10 protein-coding genes and 1 pseudogene are annotated in these 17363 nt (G+C 68.5%); 10 read left to right on the top strand and 1 reads right to left on the bottom strand.

Annotated elements, in window-relative coordinates:
- Window positions 1-94 precede the first annotated feature (94 nt).
- Entirely contained in the window at window positions 95-436 is a 342-nt protein-coding gene (locus JS521_RS22255; protein WP_205084711.1) for a cupin domain-containing protein, read from the top strand.
- A gap of 21 nt (window positions 437-457) precedes the next feature.
- On the opposite strand, the gene JS521_RS22250 is transcribed toward JS521_RS22255, so the two are convergent.
- A complete protein-coding gene (locus tag JS521_RS22250; protein WP_205084710.1) occupies window positions 458-4339 on the bottom strand; it encodes a GH92 family glycosyl hydrolase in 3882 nt (1293 codons plus the stop codon).
- A 501-nt stretch (window positions 4340-4840) separates the two neighbouring features.
- On the opposite strand from JS521_RS22250, the gene ngcE reads away from it, so the two are divergent.
- The 9 genes and pseudogenes from ngcE (at window position 4841) to JS521_RS22205 (ending at window position 17202) form a co-directional block, all read left to right on the top strand.
- The gene (gene ngcE / locus JS521_RS22245; RefSeq protein ID WP_205084709.1) at window positions 4841-6286 is read left to right on the top strand and encodes an N-acetylglucosamine/diacetylchitobiose ABC transporter substrate-binding protein; all 1446 of its coding nucleotides are present in this window, start codon (window positions 4841-4843) and stop codon (window positions 6284-6286) included.
- Between the two features lie 49 nt (window positions 6287-6335).
- Entirely contained in the window at window positions 6336-7256 is a 921-nt protein-coding gene (locus JS521_RS22240) for a carbohydrate ABC transporter permease (protein WP_205084708.1), read from the top strand.
- The gene (locus tag JS521_RS22235) at window positions 7256-8206 is read left to right on the top strand and encodes a carbohydrate ABC transporter permease (protein ID WP_205084707.1); all 951 of its coding nucleotides are present in this window, start codon (window positions 7256-7258) and stop codon (window positions 8204-8206) included. Before JS521_RS22240 ends, JS521_RS22235 begins: the two co-directional genes overlap by 1 nt.
- Window positions 8207-8633: 427 nt before the next feature.
- Entirely contained in the window at window positions 8634-9833 is a 1200-nt protein-coding gene (locus JS521_RS22230; protein ID WP_205084706.1) for an ROK family transcriptional regulator, read from the top strand.
- 120 nt (window positions 9834-9953) lie between these two features.
- Window positions 9954-11069 carry a sugar ABC transporter substrate-binding protein gene (locus JS521_RS22225; protein WP_205084705.1) on the top strand — a complete coding sequence of 372 codons (1116 nt, stop codon included), beginning with the start codon at window positions 9954-9956 and terminating at the stop codon, window positions 11067-11069.
- Window positions 11070-11397: 328 nt separating this feature from the next.
- Window positions 11398-12186, top strand: coding sequence for an ATP-binding cassette domain-containing protein (locus JS521_RS22220; RefSeq protein WP_010059429.1), 789 nt, complete (start codon window positions 11398-11400; stop codon window positions 12184-12186).
- A pseudogene (locus tag JS521_RS22215) lies at window positions 12183-13514 on the top strand (sugar ABC transporter permease); the annotation flags it as partial. The gene JS521_RS22220 and the pseudogene JS521_RS22215, both read left to right, overlap by 4 nt.
- Before the next feature lie 114 nt (window positions 13515-13628).
- Complete coding sequence (gene dxs, locus JS521_RS22210; protein WP_205084704.1) at window positions 13629-15542, top strand: 1-deoxy-D-xylulose-5-phosphate synthase; 1914 nt, start codon at window positions 13629-13631, stop codon at window positions 15540-15542.
- A gap of 181 nt (window positions 15543-15723) precedes the next feature.
- On the top strand, window positions 15724-17202 hold the full coding sequence (locus JS521_RS22205) for an amino acid permease (RefSeq protein WP_205084703.1): 1479 nt from the start codon (window positions 15724-15726) through the stop codon (window positions 17200-17202).
- Window positions 17203-17363: the final 161 nt, after the last annotated feature.

Below are 17363 nucleotides of genomic sequence, written 5' to 3'. Positions count from 1 at the left end.
GCCGGGGGGCTGTGTGTCGGCCTCGGCGGCACCCCCCCCGAAAGCCCCCAGGACGCCTGAGCGAGCCTGGAGGGGCCCGACGACCATCCGGTCCGTGACCAGCCAGGAGGCCAGCACCACCATGACCGACACCACCGCCCGCGCCACTCTCCAGCACGAGGACGAGCGGGTACGGGTCACCCGCTGGGACTTCGAGCCCGGCACCCGCACCGGCCACCACCGCCACGCCCTCGCCTATGTCGTCGTCCCGGTCGTCGACGGCACCATCAGCGCGTTCGCCGCCGATGGAACGGTCACCGAGTCCGCCCTGCGCGCGGGTGTCTCCTACGCCCGCCCGGCCGGTGGCGAGCACGACGTCGTGAACACCGGCGACGCGTGGCTGTCCTTCGTCGAGATCGAGATCAAGACCGACGACGAGCGCGCCCCCGCCGCCTGACCGGCCACGAACGCGCCACGATCACGACAGCAGCTCCACCTCCGCGAGCGTCGCCGAACCGGTCAGCACCAGCCGGTACTTCGTGTACGAGCCGGGCTTGTCCACCGAGAACACCCGGGTCTGCTTGTCCCAGGCGAACGTCTGGCCGGAGCGGCGGTCGACGTCCTTCCACTTCTTGCCGTCCGTCGAACCCTGGAGCGTCCAGCCCTTCGGGGCCTTGTCCGCCGCCGCCGAGGTCAGCGTGTACTGCACGCCCTTCGTCGCCGAGGCCACCGGCAGCTCCACCGACTCCACCGTCGCCGAGGTGGCAGAGGTGTCGTCGAACAGCGCGCCGTCACCCTTCAGCGCGTCGCCCTTGGGCGTCGGGACCTTGTCGTCCTTCTGCACCGAGACCGGGGCCGCGTCCTTGCCCGTGCCCCAGGCCGACGGCTTCGACCCCATGGCGAACTCCAGCGTGCCGCCCTTGGCCAGCACGTCGTGGGGGAGCGCCGTGGAGGTCCACTTCTTGCCGTTGACCTTCACGCCCTGCACGTAGACGTTCTCGTCGCTGTTCTTCGGGGCCTTCACGACCAGCTTGCGGCCGTTGTCCATGCGGACGGTGACCTTCTTGAAGAGCGGCGAGCCGATCGCGTACTCCCCGCTGCCCATCACCAGCGGGTAGAAGCCGAGCGAGGAGAAGAGGAACCAGGCCGACTGCTCGCCGTTGTCCTCGTCGCCGTGGATGCCCTGCCCGATCTCGCTGCCGACGTACAGCCGGCCCAGCACCTCGCGGACCTTCTCCTGCGTCTTGTACGGCTGCGAGGCCGCGTTGTACATGTACGTGGCGTGGTGGGCGACCTGGTTGCTGTGGCCGTACTGGCCCATCCGCACGTCCCGCGCCTCGGTCATCTCGTGGATGACCCCGCCGTAGCTGCCGACGAACTCCGGGCCCGCCGTCTCCGGCGTCGAGAAGTACGTGTCCAGCTTCTTGCCCAGACCCGCGCGGCCGCCGTACAGGTTGGCCAGGCCCCGGCTGTCCTGCGGGGCGGTGAAGGCGTAGCCCCAGCCGTTGGTCTCGGTGTAGTCGTAGCCCCAGACGCGCGGGTCGTACTGGTCCGAGGGCAGGCGCCAGTCGCCGTTCGGCTTCTTGCCCTGGAAGAACCCGGCCTTGTCGTCGAAGAGCTTGACGTACTTCTGCGCCCGGTTCATGAAGTAGTCGGACTCTTCCTTGTACCGCGCCTTCTTCGTCTTCTTGTACAGCTCCTGGCCCATGCGGGCGATGCCGTAGTCGTTGACGTAACCCTCCAGGGACCAGGACAGGCCCTCGTGGGTGGCGGTGTTCGCGTAACCCTTGAAGACCGAGGTCTCCAGGCCCTTGCGGCCGACGCCCGAGGACGGCGGGGCCACGGTGGCGTTCTTGAGCGCCGCGTCGTAGGCGGCCTCGGCGTCGAACTTCACGCCCTTGACGTACGCGTCGGCGAACGCCACGTCCGAGCTGGTGCCGGTCATCAGGTCCGCGGCGCCGGGGGAGGACCAGCGCGAGGTCCAGCCGCCGTCCTTGTAGTGCTGGACGAAGCCGTCCACCAGCTCGCCGGCCTTCTTCGGGGAGAAGAAGGAGTAGGCGGGCCAGGTCGTCCGGTAGGTGTCCCAGAAGCCGTTGTTGACGTACACCTTGCCGTCGACGATCTTCGCACCCGTCTGCGTCGGGGTGTTCTCACCGGTCGCCTTGGAGAAGGGGCTGGCGTACTTGTTCCTGCCCTTCACCTTCTCGTGGCCGGAGTTCGGGTAGAGGTAGAGGCGGTAGAGGCTGGAGTAGAGCGTCGTCAGCTGGTCGGCGTTGGCGCCCTCGACCTCGACCGTGCCGAGGATGTCGTCCCAGGCGCCCTGCGCCTTGCGCTGTACCCGGTCGAAGGAGGTCGACTCCGGGATCTCCATCGCCAGGTTCTGCTTCGCCTGGTCGACGCCGATCAGCGAGGTGGCCAGGCGCAGGTTGACCGTGCGGTCCTTGCCCGCGTCGAAGCGGAAGAACCCGGTGACGTCGTCGCCCCCGCCGCCCTTCAGCTTGCCGCTGTCGGTGACCGGCGCGTCGAAGACGCCGTACACGAACATCCGGGTCGCACCGGTGGACAGGCCGCTCTTGACGTCCGAGTAACCGGAGAAGGAGCCGGTCTTCGGGTCCAGCGTGATGCCGCCGTCGTTCGACACGTTGTCGAAGATCAGGCTGGCGTCCTTGCCCGGATAGGTGAACCGCATCCGGGCCGCGTGGTCGGTCGGCGTCATCTCGGCCTTGAGGCCGTTCTCGAAGGTGACGCCGTAGTAGTGCGGCTTCGCCGTCTCGTTCTCGTGCCGGAACGGCAGCGCGCGGGCGGTCCGGGAGGCGTCCGGGGTGCCGCTCGCGGCCGAGGGCATCAGCTGGAAGGTCTGCCGGTCGCCCATCCACGGGCTCGGCTCATGGCTCGCGCTGAACGCCTGGAGCGTGGGGAGGTTGTCCGCGTTGTTGCCGCGGTGGTAGTCGTACAGCCAGCTCAGCGAACCGGCGTTGGTCACCGGCGTCCAGAAGTTGAAGCCATGAGGGACCGCCGTGGCCGGAATGTTGTTGCCGCGCGAGAAGCCGCCGCTGGAGTTGGTGCCGCGGGTCGTCAGCGCGTAGTCCGACAGGTGCGCCTTGCGCTTCTCGGGCTTCTTCGGGGCGATCGAGATGTCGTCGATCCAGCCCTGGAACTTCGCCTTCCCCTTGGGGGAGTCGTACGCCACCAGGATCCGGTCGACCGTCTTGCCCGCGGCGACCGTGCCGAGCCGGGCGGCGACCTTGTTCCACTGGTTGACGTAGAGGCGCTTGGCGTCCGCCTGGCCCTGCGGGGTCAGCAGCCCGCCGTGGCTGTCGGTGGCCTTCAGATCGCTCAGGTACGTGCCGTCGGTGAAGGCGAGGTCCACTGCCACGTGGGTGGCCGGGTAGTTGAGGTCCGTCTCGCCCATCTGCGGATAGACGAGGTACGACAGCTCGGTGTCCTTGGTGACGGCCGTGTTCACGTCGAAGATCTTGTTGTACGAGTACGCGCGTCCCTCGGGCGTGTGCGTACCCGCGTAACGCAGTGCCTTCTTTCCGGTGAATCCCGCGCCCGACTTCGCGGTGGGGGAGCCGGAGGGGCCGCGGTCGGGCTGGCTGCGCATCTCGTCGGGCACCGGGGTGGAGGTGTCACCGTTCGAGAACTGAACGTCGGCGAGCTGGAGTGCGTCCGCGCCGTTGTTCTTCGTGATCTCCAGCCGGAAGTGCCGGTAGGCGGTGTCGCCCGCGAAGTCGTAGCTCTTGGTCTCGTGCCGCTTGGCGAAGCTCTCGCCGGTGCGGGTGTCGAGGTCGGTCCACTCCTTGCCGTCCGCCGAGCCCTTCAGCGTCCAGTCCTTCGGGTCGCGCTCGGCGTGGTCGTTGGCCGAAGTGAGGGCGTACGTCACGACCTTGACGGGTTCGTCCAGGTCGAACTCGGCCCAGCCGGTCTTCGCGAACGTCAGCCACTTGGAGCCCGGCTCGACGTCGACGAGGTTCTCCTTGACCTCGCCGCCGGCGGTGTTCTCGGCGCTCGCGCGGACCTCCGTCACCCGGTCGGTGACATTGCCCGGTATGCCGGAGGAGAAGCCCCCGTCGACGCCCGAGGAGCGCTTCTTGCCGTCGGGGCCCTCCTCGACGGTGTTCCGCCAGTCCGGCTGCTTCTCGCCCGCCTCGAAGGAGGTGCTGAACGTCCGGTCGCCGGACGGCTTCCGGTCCGGCGAGGCGGGCTGGGCGGAGGCGACCGCGGGGGCGATCACCACCAGGGCGAGGGATGCCGCGAGGGCTGCTGCTGTGGGGGTCCGTCTCCGGCGGGAGGCCGGGCGGGGGACCGCGTGAGGGGCTGTGTCAAAGCCGTGGTTGAGGCCGCGTGGTGGCTGCATGCCGAGCCGTTCCTCCCCGGGAAAATGCCTGGACAACGTTGTCATAGCGGGATGCAAGGTCCAGTAGGGAGCCAAGTGACAGGACGTGTCAAGGGTGTTGCCGCGGGGCCCGTCGGCGAATCGGCCGGAATGGGGAAATAGCCGCCGCGGGAGGAGGGTGCGGGGTGCCGAGGTGTCCGTGAGGTCTCAACTCGGGAAAGACTGCCGCCCAAACCTGCTTTCGATCTTGCTCAGTTGGCGACAAGTGGACTATACCTGTCGGCATCTGCACAGCCGTTTCACGCGGGTGTGCGCGGGGGAAACAGGAACGTCGCCAAGACGCCGAGGGCGTCCTCGCTGTACGGTCTCCCGGCATCCCCACTGCACCGGCCTGTCCGGTACATCTGCATATCCGCATGACCCAAGCGCAACTGACCGCGGTGGCGGGGCCCTTCGCCTGAGGCGAGTTTCGACGGGTGACCGGTACACCGCCTGAGTCCTGGAGAAGGCGAGGACTTGAGCATGGGATCCACCTCCGCCCACAACAATGAGGGCCTTGGCCGTCGCGATCTGATCAAGCGTTCTGCCGCACTCGGCCTGATCGCTGTTCCGACGATGAGCTTCCTGTCCGCCTGCGCGAGCGGCGACAGCAGCAGCGACGACAAGGTCGAAAAGGGCGAAAAGAGCGACAAGAACCCGCTGGCCGTCAACGGCAGCGCCCCGCTGGAGATCGTCATCTTCGACGGCGGCTTCGGAACCAAGTACGCCGAGGACGCCAAGGCCGTCTACGAGAAGACCTACCCCGAGGCGAAGGTCAAGTTCTCGGCGACGCAGAAGATCCAGTCGGTTCTTCAGCCGCGGTTCAACGGTGGTACCCCGCCGGACCTGATCGACAACTCCGGTGCCCAGCAGATGGACATGGGCGTCCTGGTCGGCAAGAAGCAGCTCACCGACCTGACCCCGCTCCTCGACGCCCCCTCCATCGACGACCCCGCCAAGAAGGTCCGCGACACCCTGCGGCCCGGCATCGTCGAGATGGGCCAGTTCGACGGCGACCCGGTCTGGATCATGTACTACGCGTACACGGTCTACGGCGTCTGGTACTCGCAGACCGCGCTGGAGAAGCTCGACGCCACGTACCCGGAGAACTGGGACGACATGCTCGCGCTCTGCGCGAAGGCGAAGAAGCAGGGCATCGCCGGCTGGACGTACCCCGGCAAGCACCCCTACTACCTCCCCTTCTCGCTGTACCCCTTCATCGCCAAGATCGGCGGTGTCGAGGTCCTCGACGCGATCGACAACCTGGAGCCGAAGGCCTGGGAGCACCCCGCGGTCAAGGCGGCCTTCGAGGCGTACTACGAGCTCGTCGCCAAGGACTACATCCTTGAGGGCACCCCCGGCCTGGACCACCGCGGTTCCCAGGGCGCGTGGGCCCGCGGCAAGGCGCTGTTCATCCCGAACGGCTCCTGGGTCGAGAACGAGGAAGCGGCGATCATCCCCAAGGACTTCAAGCTGTCCGTGGGCGCCCCCTCCGGCCTCGACTCCTCGGACAAGATGCCCTTCGGCACCATCTGGGCCTCCGGCGGTGAGCCGTTCATCGTCCCGAGCAAGGCGAAGAACGTCGAGGGCGGTATGGAGCAGCTGCGCATCATGCTCAGCGAGGCCTCCTCAAAGTCCTTCACCACCAGCACGAAGTCGCTGTCCGCCTTCAACGGCGGCACGGACGGCATCGAGCTCTCCGACGGCCTCAAGTCCGGCGTCGCCGCGCTGGAGAAGGCCGGTACCAACGTGGTCAACCCGCGCCTGCAGGACTGGTACGTGAAGCTCCAGAAGGAGCAGATCGGCGTCGCCGCGCTCGGCGAGATGATGGCGGGCCGCGCCAAGCCGGCCGAGACCATCAAGAAGATCCAGGCCTTCGCCGACGCGACCGCCAAGGACCAGTCCATCAAGCACTTCAAGCACCAGTGACCACGCGTCACCAGCGGCGGGCAGCACGGGAAGGTCGGAGTCGGTAACGATGCAACACGGTAAATACCGGTTCATAGTCGGGTTCTTGGTGGTCCCGATGGCGTTGTACGTCATCTTCGTCATCTGGCCCTTCATCCAGTCCATCTACTACTCGTTCACGGACTGGACGGGTCTGAGCCCCGACTTCAAGATGGTCGGGTTCGACAACTACACCAAGATGCTCGACGACGACATCTTCTGGAAATCGCTGCAGCACAGTGTGCTGCTGGCGGTGCTGCTGCCGCTGGTGACGCTGGGCCTCGCGCTCTTCTTCGCCTTCATGCTCAACGTGGGCGGGCGGCGCCGCAAGGGCCCCCCCGTCACCGGCGTACGGGGCTCGGGCTTCTACAAGATCGCTTACTTCTTCCCACAGGTGCTCTCGATCGCGATCGTGGCCATCCTGTTCCAGTTCGCCTTCGACCCGGCCCAGGGCATGATCAACGGCACGCTCAAGGCCGTCGGCTTCGACGACGTACCGAACTGGCTGGGCGATCCGCAGCTGGCCCTCTGGGTCATCATGGCGGTCCTCGTCTGGTGCACGACCGGCTTCTTCGTGGTGCTGTTCTCCGCGGGCATGGCCTCCATCCCCAAGGACTTCTACGAGGCCGCCCTGCTGGACGGGGCGAGCCGCTTCACGACCTTCTTCCGGATCACACTGCCCCTGCTGTGGGACACGGTCCAGTCCGGCTGGGTCTACATGGGCATCCTGGCGCTCGGCGCCGAGGGCTTCGCCATCGTCCACATCATGAGCGTCGGCCCCGGCGGGCCCGACTACTCGACCACCGTCCTGCCGCTGTACGTCTACCAGGCGGCGTTCCGTGACGGACAGGCGGGCTACGCGACCACGATCGGTGTCGCCCTGCTCATCGTGACCCTGGCGTTCGCCGCCATCGTCATGCGGGTGGGCCGGCGCGAGCGGCTGGAGTTCTGATGAAGACCACTGACACCCCTCCCCCCGGGCCCTCCGGATCCCCTTCCGACGCCGACGCGGCCAAGGTCCCGGCGCAGCGCACCGGCACGGTCTCCAAGGGTTCGTCGGCCCCCGCGAAGAGCGGTGAGGGCCAGGTCCTCAACGTCTTCTCGCACGGGATGCTGATCCTGTGGGCGATCATGGTCGTCCTGCCGCTGTTCTGGGCGGTGATGTCCTCGTTCAAGACCGACTCGGACATCTTCAACACCCCGTGGTCGCTGCCCAGTTCGCTGAGCTTCGACGCCTGGGGCCGGGCCTGGAGCCAGGCCCACATGAGCGAGTACTTCCTCAACACCATCCTGGTGGTGGGCGGTTCCCTCACCGGCACCCTGGTCCTCGGGTCCATGGCCGCCTACGTGCTCGCCCGCTTCGAGTTCCCCGGCAACCGCTTCATTTACTTCTTGTTCGTCGGCGGCATGAGCTTCCCGATCATGCTGGCGCTGGTCCCGCTGTTCTACGTCATGGACAACATGGGGCTGCTGAACACGATCCACGGCCTGATCCTCGTGTACATCGCGTACTCGCTGCCGTTCACCGTGTTCTTCCTGACCTCGTTCTTCCGTACGCTGCCGACCTCGGTGGCGGAGGCGTCGATCATCGACGGGGCCTCGCACACCCGCACGTTCTTCCAGGTCATGCTGCCGATGGCCAAGCCCGGCCTGATCAGCGTCGGGATCTTCAACTTCCTGGGCCAGTGGAACCAGTACATGCTGCCGACGGTCCTCAACACCGACCCGGAGAAGCGGGTGCTGGCCCAGGGCCTGGTGGAGCTGGCCTCCAGCCAGGGGTACAAGGGCGACTACTCCGGCCTTTTCGCCGGTCTGGTGATCGCGATGCTGCCCGTGCTGGCCGCGTACATCATCTTCCAGCGGCAGGTCGTCTCCGGTCTGACGGCGGGCGCGTTGAAGTAGCGCACACGCGAAGGTCACGTATCCACAACGACCCGGTGCTCAGGTCTTGACGGGAGGCACCCCCGAACGGTCAGCTTAGAGTTCACATGTTGGAGGAAGCCGGGGTCTCATCGCTGCGGCCCCGGCCGGGGGGGGGGGGGGGGGGGGGGGGGGGCGGGGCGGGGGGGGGGGGGGGGGGGGGGGGGGGGGGGGGGGGGGCGGGGCCGCGGGGGGGGGGGGGGGGGGGGGGGGGGGGGGCCGGGGGGGGGGGGCGGGGCGGGCGGGGGGGGGGTTGGGGGGGGGCGCGGGGGCTCGGTTCTTGCGGGGCGCCCCCCCCTATGGTCCTGTTTCTTGTAAATTTGTGGGCGCCCGGGGGGGTCCCTGCGCGGCGCCCCGGGGGGGGGGGGCCCCCCGGCCCCCCCCGCCAAGGGCAGGAGTGGATGAGTCGATGGAGACTCCCGGGTCGCAGACATCGCTGCACAGGGCCAATCTGGAGCGGGTCGTCCGCGCCGTACGGATGGCGGGATCGCTCACCCAGGCGGAGATCGCCCGGAGCACCGGGCTGTCCGCGGCCACGGTCTCCAATATCGTCCGGGAGCTGAAGGAAGGCGGAACGGTCGAGGTCACGCCCACCTCGGCGGGCGGCCGGCGGGCCCGCAGCGTCTCGCTCAGCGGTGACGCGGGCATCGTCATCGGCGTCGACTTCGGCCATACGCATCTGCGCGTCGCCGTCGGCAACCTCGCCCACCAAGTGCTCGCCGAGGAGTCCGAGCCGCTGGACGTCGACGCCTCCTCGGCCGAGGGCTTCGACCGGGCCGAGGTGCTGGTCAACCGGCTGATCGAGGCCACCGGGATCGGCCCGGACAAGGTGATCGGCGTCGGTCTCGGCGTGCCGGGCCCCATCGACGTCGAGTCCGGCACGCTGGGCTCCACCTCGATCCTGCCGGGCTGGACCGGCATCAACCCCAGCGAGGAGCTCTCCGGCCGCCTCGGCGTGCCCGTGTACGTCGACAACGACGCCAACCTCGGAGCGCTGGGCGAGCTGGTCTGGGGCAGCGGCCGGGGCGTCAAGGACCTCGCGTACATCAAGGTGGCCAGCGGCGTCGGCGCCGGTCTGGTGATCGACGGGACCATCTACCGGGGCCCCGGCGGCACGGCCGGCGAGATCGGGCACATCACGCTCGACGAGTCCGGCCCGGTCTGCCGCTGCGGCAACCGCGGCTGCCTGGAGACATTCACCGCCGCCCGCTACGTCCTGCCGCTGCTCCAGCCCAGCCACGGCCCCGGGCTCACCATGGAGCGGGTGGTCCAGCTGGCCCGGGAGGGCGATCCGGGGTGCCGCCGGGTCATCGGGGACGTGGGCCGCCACATAGGCAGCGGCGTGGCCAACCTGTGCAATCTGCTCAACCCCAGCCGCGTCGTGCTCGGCGGCTCGCTGGCGGAGGCCGGGGAGCTGGTCCTGGGGCCCATACGGGACTCGGTGTCGCGTTACGCGATCCCCAGCGCCGCCCGGCAGCTCTCGGTCCTTCCCGGGGCGCTCGGCGGCCGTGCCGAGGTGCTGGGCGCACTCGCCCTGGTGCTCAGCGAGATGGGGGATTCAACCCTTTTGGAGAGCACCCTCCCTGTGGCCACTCCTGCCTTCACTTAGATAACGAATGGCACCGTTGTCATCTCGTTAAGGATTTACTCCTTGACGCTGGCGCTGGGGCCGAGTTGACTTCCAGCCACCTCGGCCGCAACGTCGCGGCCTCGTCAGGGAGGTTCGAGAATGAACACGCGTATGCGTCGTGCCGCCGTTGCCGTTGCCGCCACCACGATGGCGATCTCGCTGGCCGCTTGCGGGAGCGCCAAGGAGTCCGGCGACAAGGCCGAGCAGGGCTCGGCGGAGAAGAAGGGCGACGACCTGAAGATAGGTCTGCTCCTCCCCGAGAACCAGACGGCCCGTTACGAGAAGTTCGACCGGCCGATCATCGAGAAGAAGATCAGCGAGCTCACCGGCGGCAAGGCGAAGGTCACCTACGCCAACGCCAAGCAGGATGCGAACACGCAGGCCCAGCAGGTCGACACCATGATCACCAACAAGGTCGACGCCCTCATCCTGGGCTCGGTCGACTCCAAGGCGATCGCCAACAGCGTCAAGAAGGCCAAGGACGCCGGCATCCCCGTCGTCGCCTTCGACCGCCTCGCCGAGGGCCCCATCGACGCCTACACCTCCTTCGACAACGAAGAGGTCGGCCGGGCCCAGGGCACCGCCCTGCTGGAGGCCCTGGGCGACAAGGCCGACGGCGGCACCATCGTGATGATGAACGGTGCGATCACCGACCCGAACGCCGCGCTCTTCAAGTCGGGCGCCAAGTCCGTCCTCGACGGCAAGGTGAAGTACGGCAAGGAGTACGACACCAAGGAGTGGAAGCCGGAGAACGCCAACGCCAACATGGAAGCGGCGATCACCGCGCTCGGCAAGGGCAAGATCGACGGCGTCTACTCCGCCAACGACGGCATGGCAGGCGGCATCATCACCGCCCTCAAGGGTGCCGGGATCGACCCGCTCCCGCCGGTCACCGGCCAGGACGCCGAGCTCGCGGGTGTGCAGCGCATCGTCTCCGGTGAGCAGTTCATGAGCGTCTACAAGTCCTACCCGGCCGAGGGCATCGTCGCAGCCGAGATGGCCGTCGCCCTCGCCAAGGGCGAGAAGCTCGACTCCATCGCCACCTCGAAGGTCGACAGCGCCACCACCAAGGGCATCCCGACGGTCCTCGTCCCGGTCGTCTCGCTGACCAAGGACAACATCCAGGACACCGTCCTCAAGGACGGCATCTGGACGCTGGACGAGATCTGCACGGCCAAGTACAAGGCCGACTGCGACAAGATCGGTCTGAAGTAGTCCGCGGGGGCCTGTCGTCGAACGACGGGCCCCGGGGCCCGGCCCGCTCCCCGGCGGCCGGGTTCCCTCCGCCGTACCACCGGCCGTGCCGCCCGCAGCGCTCCCGAGAGAGAGCGGGAGGGCGGGAGCGGCCCACCGCCCGCGCACGCGAGCGCCGGTCCGACCGGCCCGCACGCGCCACGAAGCCTGTCCGGCGCCCCGCACACCAACCGTCCCGCTACCGGGCGGGGCGCCGGACGGAACGCTCACACCTCATCTGTTCTCTTTGCTCGACACCGCCGCGCCTTCCCCCGGGTGCGGCATCCCCGCCGGTCAGGCGGCGAAGGAGATGGTTCATGTGTCCGCTACGCCCGTGTTGGCGTTGCGAGGGGTCTCCAAGCGCTTCGGTGCCGTCCAGGTACTCACCGATGTAGAGCTTGAGGTCCACGCCGGCGAGGTGGTCGCCCTGGTCGGCGACAACGGCGCCGGTAAATCAACGCTGGTCAAGACGATCGCCGGAGTCCACCCGATCGATGACGGCGTCATCGAGTGGGAGGGCCGGGCGGTGCAGATCAACAAGCCGCACGACTCCCAGAACCTGGGCGTCGCGACCGTCTATCAGGACCTCGCGCTGTGCGACAACATCGATGTCGTCGGCAACCTCTACCTGGGCCGGGAGCTGCGCAAGTTCGGCATCCTGGACGAGGTGGAGATGGAGCGCCGCTCCCGCGAGCTGCTCTCCACGCTCTCCATCCGGATCCCGAGCGTCCGCATCCCGATCGCCTCGCTCTCCGGCGGCCAGCGCCAGACCGTGGCCATCGCCCGGTCGATGCTCGGTGAGCCCAAGCTCGTCATCCTCGACGAGCCGACCGCCGCCCTCGGCGTCGAGCAGACCGCCCAGGTCCTCGACCTCGTCGAGCGGCTGCGCGAACGCGGTCACGCGGTCATCCTCATCAGCCACAACATGGCCGACGTGAAGGCCGTGGCCGACAAGGTCGCCGTGCTCCGGCTGGGCCGGAACAACGGTGTCTTCGACGTGAAGACCACCTCCCAGGAAGAGATCATCTCCGCCATCACGGGCGCCACGGACAACGCCGTGACCCGACGTGCGGCGCGCAACGCGGAGGTTTCCAAGTGACCACCGACGAGACCACCAACACGGTGGACAAGAGCAGCACCTCGCTGGACAAGGGCAGCGACCCGGTGGACGCGCCGCCGGTCGGCAACCCGGACGCCGCCGACGGTGCCGCCACGGTCGTCGACCCCCGGCTGCTCATCCGCGAGCAGGGCTTCGCCGGCTACCTCACCGAGTTCAAGCGCAAGATCAGCGGCGGTGACCTGGGCTCGATCCCGGTGATCATCGGCCTCGCGATCATCGCCATCGTCTTCCAGAGCCTGAACTCCGAGTTCCTCTCCGCGAAGAACATCAGCGACATCGCGGTCACCATGGTCGCCACGGGCATGATGGCCGTGGGCATCATCTTCGTCCTGCTGCTCGGCGAGATCGACCTCTCGGTCGGCTCCGTCTCCGGTGTCTCCGGCGCCCTGGTCGCGGTGCTCAGCGTCACCCAGGGCATGAACGAATGGCTGGCGATCGTCGTCGCCATCGTCAGCGGCGCGGTGATGGGCGCGATCCATGGCTTCTTCTTCGCCCGGATCGGGGCCCCGGCCTTCGCCGTCACCCTGGCCGGCCTGCTGTTCTGGCTCGGCTTCATGCTCCAGCTGCTCGGCGACTCCGGCACCATCAACCTGGACGGCGAAGGGGTGGTCGGCAAGCTGACCACGTACTACTTCACCGACGTCGCCGCCGCCTACGGGCTCGCCGCCATCGCGGTCGTCGGCTACTTCGCCGCCGCCTTCGTGGACACCCGCCGCCGCGAGGCCGCGGGCGTCCCGTCCCGCCCGATCGCCGACATCGCCGTGCGCACCGCGGTCCTCGCGGTGTTCGCCTTCGCCGCCGCGTACATGTTCAACCAGTACCGCGGCCTGCCGCTCGCACTGGTCCTCTTCCTGATCGTCCTGGTCGGCACGGACTTCCTGCTCCGCCGGACGGCCTACGGGCGGAAGATCTTCGCGCTCGGCGGCAGCGTCGAGGCCTCGCGGCGCGCCGGTATCAACGTCACCGCGATCCGGATCTCCGTCTTCTCCATCGCGGGCACCTTCGCGGCGATCGGCGGCCTGTTCTGGGCCTCCAAGATCGCGGCGGCCAACCAGGGCTCCGGTACCGGCGACCTCCTGATGAACGTCATCGCGGCGGCCGTCATCGGCGGCACCAGCCTCTTCGGCGGCCGCGGCCGCACCTGGAACGCGCTGCTCGGCGTCATGGTGATCGTCTCGATCCAGTACGGCCTGTCGCTGGAGGGCATCGCCACGCCGATCCAGTACATGGTCACCGGCGCCGTGCTCCTCGCCACGGTCGTCATCGACTCCGTCACCCGTAAGACCCAGAAGACCGCGGGTCGCGCCTGCGCGTGTCCGGTTATCGCTACGAACAGGGCCGCCCGCTGCTCACGTCCGGTAGCGGAACATTAGACTCATCGGATCGGCACGCTCGATCAGCTCAAACGCAAGGAGGCACGGGTGGATCTGCTGACCCGCATCAAGGGACCGCGCGACCTGGACCGGCTCAGCCTCGGTGAGCTGGACCAGCTCGCGGACGAGATCCGTACCTTCCTGGTGGACGCGGTGTCCAAGACCGGCGGCCACCTCGGACCCAACCTGGGCGTCGTCGAGCTCACCATCGCCCTGCACCGCGCCTTCGAGTCGCCCAAGGACAGGGTCCTCTGGGACACCGGCCACCAGGCCTACGTCCACAAGCTGCTCACCGGCCGCCAGGACTTCTCCCGGCTCAAGATGAAGGGCGGCCTCTCCGGCTACCCCTCCCAGGCCGAGTCCGAGCACGACATCATCGAGAACAGCCACGCCTCCGGCGTCCTCGGCTGGGCCGACGGCCTGGCCAAGGCGAACGAGGTCCTGAAGAAGGACGACCACGTCGTCGCGGTCATCGGTGACGGCGCGCTCACCGGCGGTATGGCCTGGGAGGCGCTGAACAACATCGCCGCCGCCAAGGACCGCCCCCTCGTCATCGTCGTCAACGACAACGAGCGCTCCTACGCCCCGACCATCGGCGGCCTGGCCAACCACCTCGCCACGCTCCGTACCACGGACGGTTACGAACGGTTCCTGGCCCGCGGCAAGGACATCCTGGAGCGCACACCCGTCGTCGGGCGTCCGCTGTACGAAACCCTGCACGGCGCCAAGAAGGGCCTCAAGGACTTCATCGCCCCGCAGGGCATGTTCGAGGACCTCGGCCTGAAGTACGTCGGCCCGATCGACGGCCACGACATCGAGGCCCTGGAATCCGCGCTCCAGCGCGCCAAACGCTTCGGCGGCCCGGTCATCGTGCACTGCCTCACCGAGAAGGGCCGCGGCTACACCCCGGCCCTGGAGGACGAGGCGGACCGCTTCCACGCGGTCGGCAAGATCCACCCGGACACCGGCCTGCCGATCTCCACCTCCGGCCTCGACTGGACCTCCGTCTTCGGCGAGGAGATGGTCAAGCTCGGCCAGGAGCGCGAGGACATCGTCGCGATCACCGCGGCCATGCTCCAGCCGGTCGGTCTCGGCAAGTTCCAGGAGGCCTTCCCGGACCGGATCTACGACGTCGGCATCGCCGAGCAGCACGGCGCGGTCTCCGCGGCGGGCCTGGCCACCGGCGGCCTCCACCCGGTCTTCGCGGTCTACGCCACCTTCCTCAACCGCGCCTTCGACCAGGTCCTGATGGACGTCGCCCTGCACAAGTGCGGCGTGACCTTCGTCCTGGACCGGGCCGGCATCACCGGTACGGACGGCGCCTCGCACAACGGCATGTGGGACATGTCGATCCTCCAGTGCGTGCCCACCCTCCGGATCGCCGCCCCGCGCGACGCCGACCAGGTCCGCGCCCAGCTGCGCGAGGCCGTCGCCGTCGACGACGCGCCCACCGTGGTCCGCTTCTCCAAGGGCGCGGTCGGCCCCGCCGTCAAGGCGGTCGGCAAGGCCGGCGGCATGGACATCCTGCGCGAGCCGAAGGCGGCCCGCCCCGACGTCCTGGTCGTCTCCGTCGGCGCGCTCGCCCCGATGTGCCTGGAGATCGCCGACCTGCTGGACGCCCAGGGCATCTCCTCCACCGTCGTCGACCCCCGCTGGGTCAAGCCCGTCGACGAGGCGCTCGCCCCGCTCGCCGAGCGCCACCGGGTCGTCGTCACCGTCGAGGACAACAGCCGGGCCGGAGGCGTCGGCTCCGCCGTCGCCCAGGCGCTGCGCGACGCCGGCGTCGACGTACCGCTGCGCGACTTCGGCATCCCGCCGGTCTTCCTCGACCACGCCTCGCGCGGCGAGGTCATGACCGAGATCGGTCTGACCGCCCCGGACATCGCCCGGCAGGTCACGGGCCTGGTCGCCAAGCTCGACGGCCGCTTCGAGAGCCGCGCGGTGGAGCCCGTCCGCGACTGACCCATTTTCGGGCCGATGGGCCGGGAAGACGACCCCTGTCCGGGTGGTTCTCCCGGCCCATTCGCATGAAACGGGCCAACTGGCGTGTTCTTGTGCTTTTCGGTCCTCATCATGGCGTTCACAACGAGTGCGTGGAGGTACGCAGGTGAGCGCGCAGGTCACACCACCCCGCGGAAAAGGCATGTTCCGCACCAAATCCGTCGAGCAGTCGATCCGCGACACCGAGGAGCCGGAACACGGGCTCAAGAAGTCCCTCTCCGCCCTGGACCTGACGGTCTTCGGCGTCGGTGTCATCATCGGCACCGGAATCTTCGTCCTCACCGGGCAGGTCGCCAAGGAGACGGCGGGCCCCGCCACCGCGATCGCCTTCGTCGTCGCGGGCGTCGTCTGCGGTCTCGCCGCGCTCTGCTACGCGGAGTTCGCCTCCACCGTCCCGGTGGCCGGGTCCGCGTACACCTTCTCCTACGCCTCGCTGGGCGAACTGGTGGCCTGGATCATCGGCTGGGACCTGGTCCTGGAGTTCGCGCTGGGCACGGCGGTGGTCGCCGTCGGCTGGTCCGGCTACATCCGGTCCTTGATGGACAACGTCGGCTGGGCGCTGCCCGAAGTGCTCTCGGGGACGGACGTGGCGGACGGATTCGGCTTCGACATCCTGGCCTTCGCCCTGGTGCTGGTGCTGACCGTCATCCTGGTCATCGGCATGAAGCTCTCCGCCCGGGTCACCTCGGTCGTGGTGGCGATCAAGGTCGGCGTGGTCCTCATGGTGATCATCGCGGGCCTGTTCTTCATCAAGGCCGAGAACTACAAGCCGTTCATCCCGCCGGCCGAGAGCCAGGAGACCGGCGGCGGCTGGGACGCCCCGCTGGTTCAGCTGATGTTCGGCTACGAACCCACCAACTTCGGCGTGATGGGCATCTTCACCGCCGCCTCCATCGTGTTCTTCGCCTTCATCGGCTTCGACGTGGTCGCCACCGCCGCCGAGGAGACCAAGCTGCCCCAGCGCGACATGCCGCGCGGCATCCTCGGCTCGCTCATCATCTGCACGGTGCTCTACGTGGCGGTCTCGATCGTGGTCACCGGTATGCAGAACTACAAGGACCTGTCCGTCAGCGCCCCGCTCGCCGATGCCTTCAAGGCCACCGGGCATCCGTTCTACGCCGGTCTGATCAGCTTCGGCGCGGCGGTCGGGCTCACCACGGTCTGCATGATCCTGCTGCTCGGCCAGACCCGGGTCTTCTTCGCGATGAGCCGCGACGGCCTGCTCCCGCGCTTCTTCTCCAAGACGCACCCGCGCTTCCACACCCCGTACCGTCCGACGATCCTGCTCGGCGTGCTGATCGCGATCATCGCCGGATTCACCAGCATCGAAGAGCTCGCGACCCTGGTGAACATCGGCACGCTCTTCGCCTTCGTCGTCGTCGCCCTCGGTGTCCTGGTCCTGCGCCGCACCCGCCCGGACCTGCCCCGCGCCTTCCGTACTCCGCTGGTCCCGCTGCTCCCGATCGTCTCCGTGGCGGCGTCGGTCTGGCTGATGCTGAACCTGCCGGTGGAGACCTGGGTGCGCTTCGGTGCCTGGATGGTGCTCGGCGTGATCATCTACTTCGTCTACGGGCGCTCCCACAGCCGGATGGCCAAGGAAGGACAACGGAGTCCGTCCTGAGAGGGGCCGACGTTGGCGTGGGAGCCGACGATGTGCCGCCGCAAGGAGGAGCCCCCCCCGGGCCCCCCCCGGGGGGGGCGGGCGGGGGGGGGGGGGGCCCGGCCCCGGAGCGGACCCACGCCAGCGTACCGGCCGCGCACCCCAGTGGGGGTCGGGGGGGG

Source organism: Streptomyces durocortorensis (genome assembly GCF_016901035.1).
GTDB classification, from domain to species: domain Bacteria; phylum Actinomycetota; class Actinomycetes; order Streptomycetales; family Streptomycetaceae; genus Streptomyces; species Streptomyces durocortorensis.
This window is presented reverse-complemented; position numbering and strand designations above follow the sequence as displayed.